Here is a 15,952-nt window from a genome sequence, read left to right as displayed (position 1 = left end):
TTATTCTACACCATCCATCAAACGAATAATCATTCGAACTAAGAAAATCATAATGATTCCCAAAATCACGGCTACTAATCCGAAAATAAAGAAGTATTGAACTTCCGTTTGTGGTGAATATAGACCAACGAATTGCGCATTCAAGGCTGATCCTACGGCAGATGACAAGAACCAAAGTGACATCATTTGCACAGTGAAGGCTCGTGGCGCAAGCTTAGTTGTTACTGATAATCCTACTGGTGAAATCAACATTTCTCCAATAATGATTAGCGCCCATGAACCAAGCAGCCAGAATGGTGAAACACGTCCACTGGTCCCCCATAGAGAACCAGGAATTGCCAACAACAAGAATGAAGCACCCGCAAAAATTAATCCAATCGCGAATTTCAAAGGAGCTGAAGGCGCATTCTTCTTCCAACGACTCCATAATGTCGCAAAGAATGGTGTATATAACATAATGAAGAAGGGATTAAGTGACTGGAACCATGCCGCCGGGATCCATGAATGAACCACTCGGTTTTGAGCAAAGGTCGCCAAGACTACCGATCCTTGTTCTTCCAAGGCCCAAAATAATACTGCTCCAAAGAACAATGGTAAGTAAGCCAACACCCGTGACCGTTCTTGCTTTGAAACCTTACTTGATGTCAACATCTGTACGAAATACATCACCGGAATGGCAACAGCGACAATTGTTAACAAATTAATGAAGTCAGAAATGTTATTCCATCCCATTAACATCATTAATGTGATTACCAAACCTAATGTAATTAGAGCTAAAACAGTTTTGATAATCAATGGCTTAATTTCTTCTGGCTGCAACGGATCTGTTGGATACATTCCATCTGATGGTAAGTCTTTCTTACCCCCGAAGTAATATTGAAGAAGTCCAAAGAACATCCCAATCGCTGCTAAACCAAAGGCAACATGAAAGCCAAAGTTTTCTTGTGTCCATCCAACTAAGAGGGGTGAAATAAACGAGCCAAGGTTAATCCCAAACACGAAAATTGAGAACCCAGCATCACGTCGCCGATCTTGTGGGGTATAAAGAGAACCAACTAACGAAGAAACATTGGGCTTAAGAAGTCCTGTTCCAATGATAATTAATGCAATTGAACCAAATAGTGCTGATGATCCAAAGGGCAATGCTAGCACGATGTGTCCTAACATAATGAACACTCCACCTAAGAAGACAGCTTTACGTGATCCAATCATGCGATCCGCAATATATCCTCCTAACGAACCTGACAGATACACCATCGAGGCATAAATTGCCATAATCGATGCTGCTACAGCTCGTGTGATATTCAAATCACCAACAGCAATTAAATGCCACATATAATACAACAAGATGGCCCGCATTCCATAATATGAAAAACGTTCCCACATCTCAGTCATAAATAAAGTTGCGAGTCCAATTGGTTGACCGAAAAATTTCTTTTCTTTTGTTTCTTCTGTACTCATACACGCCCAAACTTTCCTTTTAAGCTATTATGCAAAAAATCTAATAATGTTTTAATTTTAACAAAACAACCACTTAGATACAAGGAATAAATGTGTTCATTGTCAGATAACCGTACACACTTTCTCATTTTCATCCCATAAATCCAATATTTCCGCCATTGGTGTTTTTTGGAAAAATAACATATTTTTTTAAATAATTACCACTCATGCCCATTTTTTATAGAAAAGCACTCCCTCTCAACCTGCTACTCATCAAAAGGTGATGGTAAATTACGTACAACATCTTCGGTCCCCGCTTGGACAGCTGTTTGATAATATTGCTCTTTCCAGTCAATAAAATGCATCTGACGTTCTAAATTTTCAATCTGTGCTTGCAACTGAACCTTTTGAGCCTGAATATATCCCAAACGAGCTTGTAAAGTTTCATCCCCCTGCATACATAAATCAATAAATAACTTAATCTGGCTAATTGATAAACCAATTTCTTTCAAACAATGAATTACATGAAGATATTTAATACTATCTTCGGAAAAAACCCGTTCATTTTTTTGATTCCTACTCGCAAAGGGTAACAGACCCTTTTTATCGTAATATCTCAGGGTTGAAACGGGGATTTGAAACTGTTTTGAAATTTGTCCAATATTATAATTCATATTCTTTATCCTTTTTTATTTGACCTAAACCATAGTTTAGCATGTATGATTATCAATATTAAATAATTATTTATAGGAGAAAAAAATGACAAATAAAAAATTAATCGTAATTACTGGAGCTAGTTCTGGTTTTGGAGCAGAAATTGCAAAACTTTTCAACGTGGCAGGTAACCCCTTGTTACTCATCGGACGGAATATCAAACGCATGGAGGCCTTACCTCTTGATTTCCAAAACGTCATGTTGGCTCAAGTTGATGTCACTAATTTAGAAGACTTTACCGCCAGTGTACGGGCTGCCGAAGCAAAATTCGGACCAACCGACTTGTTAGTTAATAATGCTGGTGTGATGCTACTTGGTAATGTTGAAAATCAATCAGCACACGAGTGGCAAACCATGTTGGATACCAACGTCATGGGAGTCTTAAATGGTACACAGGTGGTCCTACAAAACATGATCGATCGTCAAGGTGGCACAATCATCAATATGTCTTCAATCGCTGGATTCAAAGCGTTCACTAACCATGCCGCATATGTGGCTTCTAAGTTTGGAGTCCATGGTGCAACTGAAACTATTCGCCAAGAAGTGGCTAGTAAAAATGTTCGTATCTCGCTCGTTGCTCCCGGAGCTGCCGAAACGGATTTATTAACCCATGTCACTAGTGCATCCGCTTTATCTGATTATCAGGCTTGGAAGGAATCAATGGGTGGTTTGACCCTCGATCCTAAATATGTTGCCCAAACCGTTAAATATATTTATGATATGCCTCAAGCAGTCGAAATCCGAGAAGTCTCAATTGCCGCTACCCGTCAAGACGCATAATTATCTTTTCAAAAATATGCCTAACATAAAACCTCCGAAAGTTAATTCGGAGGTTTTTCTATTAATTTCAAAGATGAGCACTACAAAAAGCTTACTTGCGGCGCTTCATAATTAATAATCCAGTTAAGGCCGCTAAGCCCAGACTAATCAATCCCAAGAAGGTAACTTTTTGAGCAGCCGTATGAGGAAGGACCGTCGTCACAGTTTTAACTACGGTATCAACCACGTTATTTTTTGGTGCTGGTTGATCTGGATCCTCTGGTTGCACTGGCGCTGGTTGGTCTGGTGTAATTGGCTCAGTTGGAATCACTGGCGTATTATCAACATCTTTGCTATAGATATAGGTCACAACTTGATCCGCCTTGGCAAATTGTCCCAAAGCATTACCTTCGATCTTTTTGAAGGTATACCCATCGATTGCTATTTTATCAGTCACATAATTTGTCCCAAGATCTCCACGTAAGATCTTAGCATCCGCAATCTCTATACCTGCTTCATCAACATACTTAACTGTCACTTGGCCCTTTTGAACTACATCTTTTTGATAGATATACGTCACAACTTGAGCTACCTTAGTAAACTTACCAGTAGCATTACCTTTAATTTCTTTGAAGGTATACCCCGCAATATTCTGTTGTTCTGTTTTAAAGTCGGTACCAAGATCTCCACTCAAATGCTTTTCAGCGGCAATTTATTTTCCCGCCTCATCGACATATTTAACCGTAACTTGACCTTGTTGGGCTACATTTTGGCTATAAATATAAGTTACAGTTTGATTTTGGGCGGTAAACTTACCCTTTGGGTTTCCCTTAACTTCCTTAAAAGTATATCCGGCAAAATTCTTTTGTTCAGTTTGATACGTTGCTCCGGCTTTATCCGTTAAAATAACTGGAGTTGTTAAATCTTTTCCGCTTTCATCTACGTATTTAGCTGTCACTGTACTTTCGGCAACCGGCTTAGTTGGAATGGCGACCGTGATTGGCTTGTAAACATAATAAACGTTCGTCGTTCCATTTGCAGGATAGTCAATATTTTGATCGCTCGTCAAAACTTGATTTTTCCCCACTACAGCTTGACCTTGTGTCGTTAAATCGGCTTGGCCTTTTTTGAGATACTTTGGAATATCAATTAACTTAGCTTCGGCTACATCAGTTGAAATTGATCCGTCAATTGGGTTGGCCGCTCCAGTTGGATAACCATAACTTGGTGCAGCATTGGCTATCTCATTTCCATTCACATCAATATAATGAACCTTCACCGTCGTTTGACCTTGAATCCGACCATCATCAGGTACCGTTGTTTGATCAGAATCTACATCAATATCAGATCCATCAATACTCTTAAAATGCGCTGAATTGGCGGCAGTATTATCCGCAAAATTCAAAAAGGCCGACTGATGTTGCCAATTAGGGGTCATGTCACCCGTAAATTTAGTTTTTAATGTTGTTTCTTCGGCTGCCGTGTATGGTGATACACCATTAAAGTTTTTATCGATAATATACTGAATTGGATCGGGGATACTAAAGTTTTTCACGTGTTGTGTCGCCAAATTAGGAAGTTTCATTGCTAAGTAGCCATTATTAGCACTGCGTTTCACCCACAAAATAGTTCCATAATCAGCACTATCAATTTGCTTTTTCAATTCGGCTTTTGTCGTTGAGCTAGACAAGACCTTCACACTATTACGATACATATTAAATGTTGATTGCGCAGTATTAATAACTGTGGCTGTTCCGTCACCTGTAACCGCTTGTAAGGCTGCATAAATTTCAGTAGATGAGATACCAACCAAATCACCCTGGGTAATGTTATATTCTTGCATATTCACAATATCACGGTTAGGGTGTTCTCGATCTTCAGGCATCACCTTACCATTGTTAAGCGCCTCTAGGTTATCCGACTGTCCAAAGACAATTCCTAAACGACTGGAATTATTAGTAAATGAAGACAATTTATGATATCGATCTGTATTAGTGACTAAGGTTTGTGTAAAATGGAATTCATTTTTCTTGGAAATATCATACGTTATTTTTTCTGAAGGATGCGTCATTGTTGTTCGCATATATGATTCACTTCCACTAGCGCGCACTTTCAAACTAAATACGTTCCGCCCCACTAGATCATCTTGCACATTAATGGTCATCTTACCATGTGCATCAATTTTCCAATCACCAATTTTATCGAGTTTTCCAGATCCTTGTGTTGTTCCAACTTGATTGTTATCTCCATTTTCATGGCTGGTAATTTGAAAGGTAATTGTGTCACCCTTGTTGATATGTCCATCACTATTATCAATTGCCCCTGCGATGTAAACCCCACCGTTCAAAGTTCCAGTCCCAATATCAATATTATCGGGATATCGCTCACCATCAGTTCCAACCATTGAAAAATCACTGACCGTAATCGCCTGATCTTGTTCCGCATCAATGGCACCTTTCGTTGTCTTATTGGCGCTTTTATTACTTTCTAATGGCGTAACCTTACTAGTTCCTACATTATTTTGAACCGTACTCTGCTGTTTCGTCTGTGACGCCTTACTACTCATACTGCTTTGTTGACTTTGACTTGAGGTCTGTTCTGATGTTTGACTGGCTAACGAGCTACTATTCGTATCCGTCGACCCTTTAACGGATGTGTTTTGATCTGCTAAAACAAGCATGGGATTTATCAATCCTAAGATCGTTGTGCTTAACAATAAATACTTACTAAATTTCATTTTTCCTATCCTTATTCTTTCTATTCATAATTTATATTTATACAAATTGCTTTAAATACTCTAAGTCTTTAACAGTGATATAACCGTGTTCATTGACAATGACATTATCACTCACAAGTCGATTAATAATTCTGGTCACAGATGTTCGCGAATTAATACCACAAAACTCCGCAATCGTCTGATGCCTAATTTGTTGATTAATTAATATATAGTGTGAATCAAGTGGGCTTGTAACCCCAAATAGTTGTACTAATTCATAAATAAACGTACACACTTGCCCTTTGCGATTATTACTCATCTGTCGTTTTAAACGAACAATGCTATTATCAAGACGTTGCCGATAATAATTTCGCATAAAAATTTGTGATTCTACATTGGCATTGATCGCTTCCCAAAATTTAAGACGATTAATCTTATAAAATTCAGCTTCATCCGAATCAACTAAAACATCCAGTGGCTGTTCAACAACCTTTTCGTTCTCATCCTTTAACGCAGTTACGATATTTGGTCCCTTTATATAATCAATATTTAAACTCCTACCATCCTTTTCAGTAATGGAAGTAATTACCACTCCCACTATTAAAACGTAAATGTTCGTCTCTAAATCTCCCGATTTAATCAAAAAGGAGCCTTTATGAATTTTAATTTTATGTACATATTCAGAATCAATTCCCAACAACAGGTCATACAATTTGTTCGGATTCATTATACTAACTCCTTAATACATGAAATATTTAGGTAAAAAAATACAGTTAATGTTTTAAACATCAACCATAATATGTATTTTGGACCAGTTAAATAAGCACTAACTGTGCTGTGCTGTGCTGTGCTGTGCTGTGCTGTGCTGTGCTGTGCTGTGCTGTGCTGTGCTGTGCTGTGCTGTGCTGTGCTGTGCTGTGCTGTGCTGTGCTGTGCTGTGCTGTGCTGTGCTCGGTCATTATGCGTTCCCTTCTAAAAATGTGTCAACTTTTAATTCATTAAATTTATCATAAATAATTATATATTTATGTTGGTCTCATATAATATTACATTTTTCACCTTTTTGATGAAGTAATCAGTATTTTTTTGTAACAGTTCATACAAAACACTTAGATATTTTGATCAATTTGTTCACTAAAAAACCTACAATTAATTATTGTAGGTTTTGAACTCAATGACCGATCGATCATCTCTAAATAGCGATGAATAAACATATTTTTTAACAAAAAAACGTCTTAACAATTAAGTTAAGACGAACGTGCCCGCAGGGCGAATCTCATGATTGGGGTAGTAGGAATCGAACCTACGCTACATGGTACCAAAAACCACTGCCTTACCGCTTGGCTATACCCCAAATACTGGTGGGGGGTAGAGGATTCGAACCTCTGAACCCGAAGGAATGGATTTACAGTCCACCGCGTTTAACCAGACTTCGCTAACCCCCCAGTATTATCTGACTCGTTTTTAACAACTCATCAACGTATATATATACTACACGGTGTTAATATATATGTCAACGATTTTGATAAAGTTTTTTTACCCAATTTTCAAAAAAAGTTGTTTCAGTCCATTCAATCGCTTTAGCACGCCGATAACCAACGCTAACATTATAATATTTTCCAGCTCTAATTTGACGCATCGGTAAATTCAAATGAGCATGCCCATATATAATTTGTTGAATTCGTGCATCAGTTCGATATAAGTCTACATACCGCTGCGATCCCATAACTCCATTTATCATTTGCCATTTCGGAAATTTCGCAGGATAGCTTAAATCTAAATTATGGGGAACAAAGTGTTGAACCATTAAAACTTTTTGATCCACAGAAGTTGCTGCTAAATGTTGTTGGATTTGATTTAAGCTTAACGTAGTTCGTTCAAAATCACTCATTGGTTGTTTGATTAAGCCATCATAGTAAAAACCATTTTTAAATTGACTCACCTGCTCTTTTTGCGGTCCTTGAGCAAAAGAATAATCATACCAACCATTATTTCCAATTAATGTTAAATCACCTAATTTTAATGACTTATTATGAAAGTACAATGGACTCAAATCCTGTTCTAACTCATCAAAGGTAATCCCATGCCCCATTTCATGATTACCCGCTAGAAAGCGTACTATCGTTTTAGGACCAATCATGTCTTGCAAATCTTCAGCAAATCGCAACGTCTTTTCAAAATAGTTATACCAATCACCCGCCATCAAATAAACATCAACCTTTTGATCAATCAAATATTGAGCCTGTTGATCTAAAATCATTTCCCGCTCCAGGCGGTTGACATCAATGTGATTATCACTACTAATAATTATTTTTCCCATATAAAACTCCTAACTACGATAAATACAACCTTAACCATTCAAAGCATACTCATCATCAATCAATCAATCAATCAATCAATCAATCAATCAATCAATCAATTTATATGATACTGCTAAATTCACGATCGCTCCGCTTAATTTTGCCCTATTAACAAAAAACCAAGAGTGATTACGATCCGCAGTTCATAAATCACTCTTGGTTTCAATAAATTAAATTTTCTAAATTTCTAATTGTAAGGGTAAGGTCAGGATAAATGCCGTTTCTTGATCATTTGATTCAACTCGGACGGTCCCATTATGAGCCTCAATAATACCGCCCACAATGGCCAATCCAAGCCCTGAACCACCTGTATTAAGGTTCCGTGAACTTTCCACCCGATAGAAACGATCAAAAACGTGTCCGATTGCTTCTTCTGGAATTCTTTGCCCATCATTAGCCACGCGTACTTCAACGGTAGTATCCGAAACTAACGAAGCCGTCAGTTCAATATAAGTTGCTCTTTCTCCATATTTAAAAGCATTAGAAATCAAATTCATAAAGACCCGGGCAAGACGGTCTTGATCCCCCGCCATTTTAATTACATCAGGATCTGTTTTGGCACGCACTTCCATATGATGCTGTTTTGATTCAAGTTCATAATTTGCTACTAACTGACTCAACATCGCTGACAAATTCAAAGGTGCCATGTGCAATTGGAGTTTGAAATTATGATCGTTGACTTGAACATACTCATATAGATCTTCGACTAACGTCTTCATATGTTCTGCTTTATCGTATGCGATATTAACATATTTTTCCGTTTGAGCACCTTTCGGATCTAATTTAACCAAGCCCAAATAACCGATTAACGCTGTTAACGGAGTTCTAAGATCATGCGAAATATTACCAATCATTTCATCCTTGGAATTTTCAATATTTTTAACCCTTAATTCGGCCATATGGGCAGCTACAAAAGTATTATTAATACTTTTAATTAAACCACCCAAATGTAAAAAAAACATTTTATGCAACAATGATGATTCCTGATCGTTAAAGATATTTTCATTTTGTTGATTAATTTGGGTGGTTAGCATCTCCATGGCTGCCTGCTCCAACAGGGTATGCATTAACCATAACCACAAAACTAAAGTACCTAGAGTAATCACAATAACCATTCCGAAATGATGTTGCTGTAATATTAACAACTCTTGCACCCAGTTTTTGGTATCAAAATGCACCTGGGTCATCAACAATGCCCCCACTTCAAGAAAGAAAATGGCCACAGTCCCAACTAACATCTTTAATATCAACTTAGCCCAACCCTGAACCGATAGTTTCATAAGATCTACAATACCTCAATCTTGTAACCAACACCCCAAACTGTTTGCACAACTTGATTGCCATCGGTTGCTTCTTCCAACTTATCGCGCAAATGCGAGACGTGCACCATGACTGTTTTAGCACTAACAACGGACTCTTGCTGCCAAACTCGTTCAAAAATATCATCCGCACTAAATACCCGATTCGGATGTGAAGCAAGTAAGTAGAGAATTCCAAATTCCAACGCAGTCAAATTAACTGTATCCCCAGCCGCTGTTTTTACTTCGTGGCTGTCCTTATTAATTGTCAACGGACCAACATCTAGGATTTCTTGAATTGGCTGTTGAACACCATTTTGTGAACGGCGAAGCAATGCTTTGATACGTGCCATTACTTCAAGTGGATTAAACGGCTTAGTGACATAATCATCCGCCCCCGTAATTAAGCCTTGAATCTTATCCATGGCTCCAGACTTAGCTGACAAAATTAAAATCGGCACAGGATTATCTTTTCGAACTTCCTTTACGACTTCCGTTCCAGTCATCTCTGGCATCATAATATCCAAAACTACCAGACCAATATCAGGATTCGTTCGTAGCTTCTTTAATGCCTCTTTTCCATCAAAAGCCACGACTGGTTCATAGCCTTCATTCTTAACATAAATTTCTAGTAACTCGGCAATTTCATGATCATCATCAACAATTAAAATCTTCATTGCTCATTCTCCTAAAACATCTTATTTTTTATTACTTACTTGTGATCCACCCATAAAGCCACCCACGATTCCCGTTTTCTTACGCAAGAAACGGAACCCAGCAAATGCTACTACGGCGACAATTAAGTACACCCAACCTGGCAAAACCGGATTGATGACTTTGGGAAGAACCGAGGCCAGCATATAGATTAAGAACCATAATGCGAAGGCTAAGATAGCTGATAGCACTCGCAAAACCCGGCCTAAGTCACGACGCGCCATAATCTTTGTAATTAACGCAAACAATAATCCTCCACAAATTGAAGTTAAGGCCAACGCTAAGATACCAGCTGCCCCAGCATTTATTGAAGCATCTTTTTGGAATAATAACGTGATTCCAAACATTGCTGAAAATAGCATCAAAAACGTTAACATATTATCAAATGCCAGATCCCAATACCCAAAGTCACTGTAAACAGTTCCTTGGCTTTGGGTTTCTTGTGCCTTGGCTTCCATCCCCAAAGCTTCCGCTGGCGTGCCATAAATTTGCTTGGCTGTTTTTCCAACTTTTTGTCCTTCTAATAGATCAGTTTCCATTTTTTGAATTAGTGATAAATATTGTCCATCATTTTCTACTAATTCAATGGCTTGATACACAAATTTTTGATTTCGCTTACTCAAACCCGATGCTGCTAATTCTGAATGTGTGGGCATTATTGTTGCTTCGTCCGTTATATCGTTTGTTGCTGATGTTGCTTTAACTTCTTGCGTCATTTAATTATTTCCTCCATCGACTACTCCTAAACGTTGAACAAGAACTCCATGATGTCACCATCGGCCACAACATATTCTTTTCCCTCAGAGCGTAAGCGACCAGCCTCTTTTACTGCTTTCTCACTACCGTACTGATCCAAATCATCATAGCTCATCGTTTCAGCACGAATGAAGCCCCTTTGGAAATCAGAGTGGATCACTCCCGCCGTTTCTGGAGCTTTCGCCCCCGCTTTAAAGGTCCAAGCCCGAACTTCCTTAACACCGGCCGTAAAGAATGTTCTCAAATTCAATAAGTCATACGCCGTCCGAATTAAGATATTCAAACCTGGTTCTTCTACACCGGACATCTCCAAAAACTCAGCCTGATCTTCTGGTGCCATTTCCGCAATTTCTTCTTCCGCACGCGCGGATAAACCAATTACTTCTGCCCCTTCATTAGCCGCATATTCTTGAATGGCTTGGAAATACTTTGAAGCGGCCGGATCGCTCATATCATCTTCGCTTACATTCGCCACATATAAAGTTGGCTTCGTTGTTAATAGGAAGAGACTTCGCACAACTTTTTCCTGTTCAGCTGTAAATTCAGCTAACCGGGCTGGTTTTCCAGCATCCAATAGCGGCTTAATTTTATCTAGCACTTCAAATTCAGCTTTCGCTTCTTTATCGCCACTCTTGGCCGCTCTGGATACTCGGTCATAACGTTTTTCAATTGATTCCAAATCAGCTAAAACTAATTCTGTATTAATGGTTTCAATATCATCAATCGGATCAACGGTTCCATTGACATGGACAATATTATCATCATCAAATGCACGTACAACGTGAACAATGGCGTTCACTTGCCGAATGTTCTCTAGGAATTTATTTCCTAATCCTTCACCTTGTGAGGCTCCCTTTACAATTCCCGCAATATCTGTGAATTCAAAAGTAGTTGGGATAATTTTATTACTGTTCACAATTTCGGCAATGCGTGCTAAACGGGTATCTGGTACTTCAACCATCCCCATATTGGGTTCAATCGTAGCAAATGGATAGTTAGCCATTTCTGCCCCAGCTTTTGTAATCGCATTGAATAGTGTGGATTTACCAACGTTAGGTAGTCCCACAATTCCGGCTGTTAATGCCATAGTTTTATTCCTTCTTTTCTTTTAATTTTCTTGCTGTGCCTTTACCAAAACCTTTTTAAAGCGCCGATCAAAGTCGTGACGAGTCAACATGACGACCCGTTCACACCCCTGACACTTAATTTTCATATCGGCACCAATTCGAATGATTTGCCAACGATTGGTCCCACAGGCATGGGGCTTTTTCATCTCAATGATATCTAAAAGTTCATACATTGGTATTACCTCGTTTTCAAGCGTCTAGATCCAAACCTAAGACCGTCATAATTCGATTCAAGTCCTGGTCTGACCCATAATTAATTTCAATCTTTCCCGCGCCGCGTTGATTATGTGTAATCGCAATTTTAGTGGATAGCTTCGTTGCCAAGGCCATTTCCACTGCCTTTACCTCAGTTGAAATTTCTGGCGCCTGCTTTGGGCTACTTTGGGCTTCATTCATCTCATTGACCAGCCGTTCAACCTGCCGGACCGTCATATTTTCTTGCATTACTCGCTTTGCGACATTTAAAATTTGGCGCTTATTATGTAAGCCTAACAATGTCCGTCCTTGGCCCATTGATAGTTCGCCATTTTGAATCCAAGCTTGAACTGGCTCAGGCAAAGTTAACAAGCGAACGGTGTTTGCAACAACCGAGCGGGCCTTCCCAAGACGTTTAGCAACTTGAACCTGTGTCAAATGTAAGGTATCCATCATTTGCTTATAAGCTAAAGCTTCTTCAATCGGTGAAAGGTTCTCTCGTTGTAAATTCTCTAAGACGGCCGCTTGCATCATCGTTGCGTCATCATATTCACGAATAACCGCTGGAATAGTTTGATTGCCAGCTAATTGTGTAGCTCGCCAGCGTCTCTCACCCGCTAAAATCTCATATTGATCCTTTTGATCATGTGCTAATCGCACAATAATAGGCTGTAATATTCCATTTTCTTGGATTGAATTCGCTAACTCTCGTAATGCCCCTTCATTAAAATGATGGCGTGGTTGGAAGGGATTCGCAATAATTTTTTCAACTGCTAATTCCTTGATGGTATCACTTTGTTTAGCGTCAATTTCAATTCCTTGTTGTCCAAAGAGTGCGTTCAATCCACCACTGACAATGTTATCGCCTAAAACACTTTTCTTCTTAGATGTCGTCATGAGCTGTTAAAACCTCCTCAGCCAATTTACCGTACACTTCAGATCCCTTTGATTTAGGGTCATAATCGCTAATGGCTAATCCATGGCTCGGTGCCTCTGATAGCCGAACATTTCTAGGAATGACCGTAGTATATACTTGATCAACGGTGAAATAATTTCGCACTGCATCTTCAACTTCATTCGAAAGATTTGTCCGCGCATCCACCATTGTGAGTAGCACCCCTTCAATTTCCAGACTTGGGTTTAACAAACTTTTAATCTGGGTAATTGAATTTAATAACTGTCCTAATCCCTCTAAGGCGTAATATTCAGCCTGAACTGGAATTAAAATAGCATCGGCGGCAGTAAAAGTATTAATTGTAATTAATCCTAGTGAAGGTGGATTATCAATTAAAATATAATCATATTCGCCAGAAATTACGCCAACGGCCTCCTTCAATCGAGTTTCACGAGCCATTACTGGTGCTAATTCTAATTCTGCTCCCGCCAAACGAATCGTTGCTGGAACAATTTCTAAATTATCATGGCTTGTTGGAATAATAACATCAGCTAGCGGTACCCCATGCACCAAAACATCATAGATTTCATGTTCTGGTTGAATGGCTGATTTTTTAATTCCTAACCCAGAAGTCGCATTCCCCTGTGGATCAGCATCAATAATTAATACTCGATGTCCTAAACTAGCAATCGCGGCTCCTAGATTAACCGTTGTGGTCGTTTTTCCAACCCCACCCTTTTGATTGGCTAATGCAATAATATGTGCCATGAATTTACCTTTCTCTGTTTCTTATTCTATTTTTATTATTTCAAAGTTCAACGTTTTTATTTTTATAATGTTTTATTCTTAATATCACTAAACTTACGTGGATATTTCGCTGGTGTATTCTTGATTTTTTTAATCACCACAATCTTACGTGCATCACCGTTAGGTAAATCTACATCAATTTGTGCCTCAACAGCACCACCCACCGTTGGAATGGCCTCGGATGCCGCCCGGAGTTCCTCACTTGCTCGACTCCCTTTCATGGCTAACAACACACCACCTTGTTTCACCAATGGTAACGTCATTTCAACTAACATTGGCATCGCCTTTAAAGCGCGTGCAGTGGCGACGTCAAATGTTGCACGCGTGGATGCGTTCTTAGCTCCAAAAATTTCAGCTCGTTGATGGATAGCTTGAACCCCATCTAGTTCTAATTTCTCAATCAACTGATTTAAAAAATTAATGCGTTTCTGTAACGAATCAACAATCACAATATTTAATTGTGGAAAAGCAATTTTCAATGGTAACGATGGGAATCCAGCCCCCGCCCCAACATCAACTAATTTCAACGCTTGCGTTTGTAGGTTTGGGTACGCCCAAGCTAACGTCAATGAATCAAAAAAGTGTTTTAAATATACTTCATTTTTTTCAACAATATTAGTTAAATCCATTACTTGATTGATCTCAATTAAGTAATCATAGTAAATCTGATACTGCTCTAATTGGCGCTCGTTTAATATAATACCTTTTTTTGCTAAGGCAGTCTCAAATTCTTCGGGATTCATCTATTTTCCTCCATGTAAACAATTACATTAAGAATAACCTAAAAAAACAGGTGTTTCAATACTTTTGATTGCGTTTCACGTGAAACATAACCATAAATCTTTTTTCCGATCAACCAAGTGAGATAAAATAAACTAATGCTTCATCTCTAAATCTCAATGAGATTACCATTCTGATGAAATTAACATTCATTACATTCGTTCATTCCTTTTTTAAACTTGTCAAAGTACTTAAAAATATTTATAGTAATATAGGTTAAAATAATTGTTGAATTAAAACGTTAACTACTATATAAGAACTAATTTGAAAGGACCTCATCATCATGATTAAAGCCAAGTCACAATACTGGCAAAACATTATTGATCAAGCGCAAATTGCAGGCCAAGATCACATCCCCTTTTTTACTTTGGCTCCCATGGAAGCCGTCACTGATACCGTCTTTAGACGCGTTGTCGAGCGAGCAGCCGGTCCTGATGCGTACTATACTGAGTTCACTAACGCTCGAAGCGTAGCGCATCCAAAGGCTAAATTCTCTGTCCAAGGGCGCCTTGCTGTTGCCCCTAATGAAAGAATGCCCATTGCTCAAGTTTGGGGTGATCGGCCCCAAGATTTCGTTTCATCGATTACGGAGCTAAAAGAACGTGGTTACCAAGCCGTCGATCTCAATATGGGATGTCCCGATGGTACTGTGATCAAAAATGGTGGTGGTTCTGATTTAATTCGTAATCCTGAAAACGCTGCAGCCATTATTACTGCAGCTAAAGAACCAGGTCTACCCATTTCTGTTAAAACTCGGCTAGGCTTTAATCATCTTGACACCTATAAAACATGGATCCCATTTCTCTTAAAACAAGACGTTCAAGTTCTCACGATTCACTTACGTACTCGCAAAGAAATGTCTAAAGTCCCTGCTCATTATGAATTAATCGACGAAATTTTAGCCATGCGTGACGAAATTGCTCCAAATACGTTAATTCAATTAAATGGTGATATCAAAAATCGGGCCGAGGGATTAGCTTTAGCCAAGGCTCATCCCGGCATTGATGGATTTATGATTGGTCGTGGTATTTTTGAAAGTCCTTGGGCCTTTGAAAAAGAACCACAGGAACATACCTTAGAAGAGGCTTTAGGTTTATTAAACCTTCAATTGGATTTACATGATGAAGTCACGCAGTTATATGGTCCTCGCCATTTTCAAAAATTAAAGCGTTTCTTCAAAATTTACGTCCGTTCATTTTCATATGCATCAGATTTAAGAATGGCACTGATGGAAACTAATTCTACCACCGAAGTTCGGCAGGTTTTAGCAGAATTTGATCAACAGTGGCAAGCGCATCTAGCCCAAAACTAAAGTGGTGCCTCGTTCACAAATTAGAGTTGCTAAGTTAATGATCTCAACTGATAATTTATGCTAAAATCAATTTTAAAAC

Annotated in this window: 16 protein-coding genes and 2 tRNA genes; 2 read left to right on the top strand and 16 right to left on the bottom strand. The window is 38.7% G+C overall.

What is annotated here, in order from left to right; all coding sequences use genetic code 11:
• Positions 1-1,461 carry a peptide MFS transporter gene (locus tag G7084_RS01130; protein WP_166009260.1) on the bottom strand — a complete coding sequence of 487 codons (1,461 nt, stop codon included), beginning with the start codon at positions 1,459-1,461 and terminating at the stop codon, positions 1-3.
• 245 nt (positions 1,462-1,706) lie between these two features.
• A complete protein-coding gene (locus G7084_RS01125) occupies positions 1,707-2,114 on the bottom strand; it encodes a MerR family transcriptional regulator (protein ID WP_166009258.1) in 408 nt (135 codons plus the stop codon).
• An 85-nt stretch (positions 2,115-2,199) separates the two neighbouring features.
• Here G7084_RS01125 and G7084_RS01120 point away from each other — a divergent pair, with 85 nt between their 5' ends.
• Positions 2,200-2,934: an SDR family oxidoreductase gene (locus G7084_RS01120; protein ID WP_166009256.1), complete on the top strand. Its 735-nt coding sequence runs from the start codon at positions 2,200-2,202 to the stop codon at positions 2,932-2,934.
• A 91-nt stretch (positions 2,935-3,025) separates the two neighbouring features.
• On the opposite strand, the gene G7084_RS01115 is transcribed toward G7084_RS01120, so the two are convergent.
• The 14 genes from G7084_RS01115 to rsmG form a co-directional block, all read right to left on the bottom strand.
• Complete coding sequence (locus G7084_RS01115; protein ID WP_343032829.1) at positions 3,026-3,625, bottom strand: MucBP domain-containing protein; 600 nt, start codon at positions 3,623-3,625, stop codon at positions 3,026-3,028.
• Entirely contained in the window at positions 3,626-5,650 is a 2,025-nt protein-coding gene (locus G7084_RS01110) for a MucBP domain-containing protein (RefSeq protein ID WP_166009252.1), read from the bottom strand. It abuts the gene before it with no gap.
• A 37-nt stretch (positions 5,651-5,687) separates the two neighbouring features.
• Complete coding sequence (locus G7084_RS01105) at positions 5,688-6,356, bottom strand: Crp/Fnr family transcriptional regulator (RefSeq protein WP_166009250.1); 669 nt, start codon at positions 6,354-6,356, stop codon at positions 5,688-5,690.
• 555 nt (positions 6,357-6,911) lie between these two features.
• Positions 6,912-6,983, bottom strand: a tRNA-Gln gene (locus tag G7084_RS01100).
• Between the two features lie 5 nt (positions 6,984-6,988).
• Positions 6,989-7,074, bottom strand: a tRNA-Tyr gene (locus G7084_RS01095).
• Positions 7,075-7,142: 68 nt separating this feature from the next.
• Complete coding sequence (locus G7084_RS01090; protein ID WP_166009248.1) at positions 7,143-7,949, bottom strand: metallophosphoesterase; 807 nt, start codon at positions 7,947-7,949, stop codon at positions 7,143-7,145.
• Between the two features lie 219 nt (positions 7,950-8,168).
• Positions 8,169-9,269, bottom strand: coding sequence for a sensor histidine kinase (locus G7084_RS01085; RefSeq protein WP_166009246.1), 1,101 nt, complete (start codon positions 9,267-9,269; stop codon positions 8,169-8,171).
• Positions 9,270-9,274: 5 nt separating this feature from the next.
• The gene (locus G7084_RS01080; RefSeq protein WP_166009244.1) at positions 9,275-9,964 is read right to left on the bottom strand and encodes a response regulator transcription factor; all 690 of its coding nucleotides are present in this window, start codon (positions 9,962-9,964) and stop codon (positions 9,275-9,277) included.
• Positions 9,965-9,985: 21 nt separating this feature from the next.
• On the bottom strand, positions 9,986-10,717 hold the full coding sequence (locus G7084_RS01075) for a DUF1129 family protein (protein WP_166009242.1): 732 nt from the start codon (positions 10,715-10,717) through the stop codon (positions 9,986-9,988).
• 26 nt (positions 10,718-10,743) lie between these two features.
• Positions 10,744-11,844, bottom strand: a complete 1,101-nt coding sequence (ychF, locus tag G7084_RS01070) for a redox-regulated ATPase YchF (protein WP_166009240.1) — start codon at positions 11,842-11,844, stop codon at positions 10,744-10,746.
• A gap of 21 nt (positions 11,845-11,865) precedes the next feature.
• On the bottom strand, positions 11,866-12,057 hold the full coding sequence (locus tag G7084_RS01065; protein ID WP_166009238.1) for a DUF951 domain-containing protein: 192 nt from the start codon (positions 12,055-12,057) through the stop codon (positions 11,866-11,868).
• 16 nt (positions 12,058-12,073) lie between these two features.
• On the bottom strand, positions 12,074-12,976 hold the full coding sequence (locus G7084_RS01060) for a ParB/RepB/Spo0J family partition protein (protein ID WP_166009236.1): 903 nt from the start codon (positions 12,974-12,976) through the stop codon (positions 12,074-12,076).
• Positions 12,963-13,742: a ParA family protein gene (locus tag G7084_RS01055; RefSeq protein WP_166009234.1), complete on the bottom strand. Its 780-nt coding sequence runs from the start codon at positions 13,740-13,742 to the stop codon at positions 12,963-12,965. The genes G7084_RS01060 and G7084_RS01055 overlap by 14 nt, the downstream gene beginning before the upstream one ends.
• Positions 13,743-13,804: 62 nt before the next feature.
• Positions 13,805-14,524, bottom strand: a complete 720-nt coding sequence (gene rsmG / locus G7084_RS01050; RefSeq protein ID WP_166009232.1) for a 16S rRNA (guanine(527)-N(7))-methyltransferase RsmG — start codon at positions 14,522-14,524, stop codon at positions 13,805-13,807.
• 320 nt (positions 14,525-14,844) lie between these two features.
• Here rsmG and G7084_RS01045 point away from each other — a divergent pair, with 320 nt between their 5' ends.
• Positions 14,845-15,873 carry a tRNA dihydrouridine synthase gene (locus G7084_RS01045; protein WP_166009230.1) on the top strand — a complete coding sequence of 343 codons (1,029 nt, stop codon included), beginning with the start codon at positions 14,845-14,847 and terminating at the stop codon, positions 15,871-15,873.
• The last annotated feature ends 79 nt before the right edge of the window (positions 15,874-15,952 follow it).

The organism is Weissella coleopterorum, assembly GCF_011304355.1.
GTDB classification, from domain to species: Bacteria; Bacillota; Bacilli; order Lactobacillales; family Lactobacillaceae; genus Weissella; species Weissella coleopterorum.
This window is presented reverse-complemented; position numbering and strand designations above follow the sequence as displayed.

What these genes read in the sequence shown, in the direction of transcription:
- ychF (WP_166009240.1), bottom strand. Translation starts at nt 11,844, where the DNA reads ATGGCATTAACAGCCGGAATTGTGGGACTACCTAACGTTGGTAAATCC.
- G7084_RS01125 (WP_166009258.1), bottom strand. Translation starts at nt 2,114, where the DNA reads ATGAATTATAATATTGGACAAATTTCAAAACAGTTTCAAATCCCCGTT.
- G7084_RS01065 (WP_166009238.1), bottom strand. Translation starts at nt 12,057, where the DNA reads ATGTATGAACTTTTAGATATCATTGAGATGAAAAAGCCCCATGCCTGT.
- G7084_RS01120 (WP_166009256.1), top strand. Translation starts at nt 2,200, where the DNA reads ATGACAAATAAAAAATTAATCGTAATTACTGGAGCTAGTTCTGGTTTT.
- G7084_RS01085 (WP_166009246.1), bottom strand. Translation starts at nt 9,269, where the DNA reads ATGAAACTATCGGTTCAGGGTTGGGCTAAGTTGATATTAAAGATGTTA.
- rsmG (WP_166009232.1), bottom strand. Translation starts at nt 14,524, where the DNA reads ATGAATCCCGAAGAATTTGAGACTGCCTTAGCAAAAAAAGGTATTATA.
- G7084_RS01105 (WP_166009250.1), bottom strand. Translation starts at nt 6,356, where the DNA reads ATGAATCCGAACAAATTGTATGACCTGTTGTTGGGAATTGATTCTGAA.
- G7084_RS01130 (WP_166009260.1), bottom strand. Translation starts at nt 1,461, where the DNA reads ATGAGTACAGAAGAAACAAAAGAAAAGAAATTTTTCGGTCAACCAATT.
- G7084_RS01060 (WP_166009236.1), bottom strand. Translation starts at nt 12,976, where the DNA reads ATGACGACATCTAAGAAGAAAAGTGTTTTAGGCGATAACATTGTCAGT.
- G7084_RS01110 (WP_166009252.1), bottom strand. Translation starts at nt 5,650, where the DNA reads ATGAAATTTAGTAAGTATTTATTGTTAAGCACAACGATCTTAGGATTG.
- G7084_RS01090 (WP_166009248.1), bottom strand. Translation starts at nt 7,949, where the DNA reads ATGGGAAAAATAATTATTAGTAGTGATAATCACATTGATGTCAACCGC.
- G7084_RS01055 (WP_166009234.1), bottom strand. Translation starts at nt 13,742, where the DNA reads ATGGCACATATTATTGCATTAGCCAATCAAAAGGGTGGGGTTGGAAAA.
- G7084_RS01080 (WP_166009244.1), bottom strand. Translation starts at nt 9,964, where the DNA reads ATGAAGATTTTAATTGTTGATGATGATCATGAAATTGCCGAGTTACTA.
- G7084_RS01075 (WP_166009242.1), bottom strand. Translation starts at nt 10,717, where the DNA reads ATGACGCAAGAAGTTAAAGCAACATCAGCAACAAACGATATAACGGAC.
- G7084_RS01045 (WP_166009230.1), top strand. Translation starts at nt 14,845, where the DNA reads ATGATTAAAGCCAAGTCACAATACTGGCAAAACATTATTGATCAAGCG.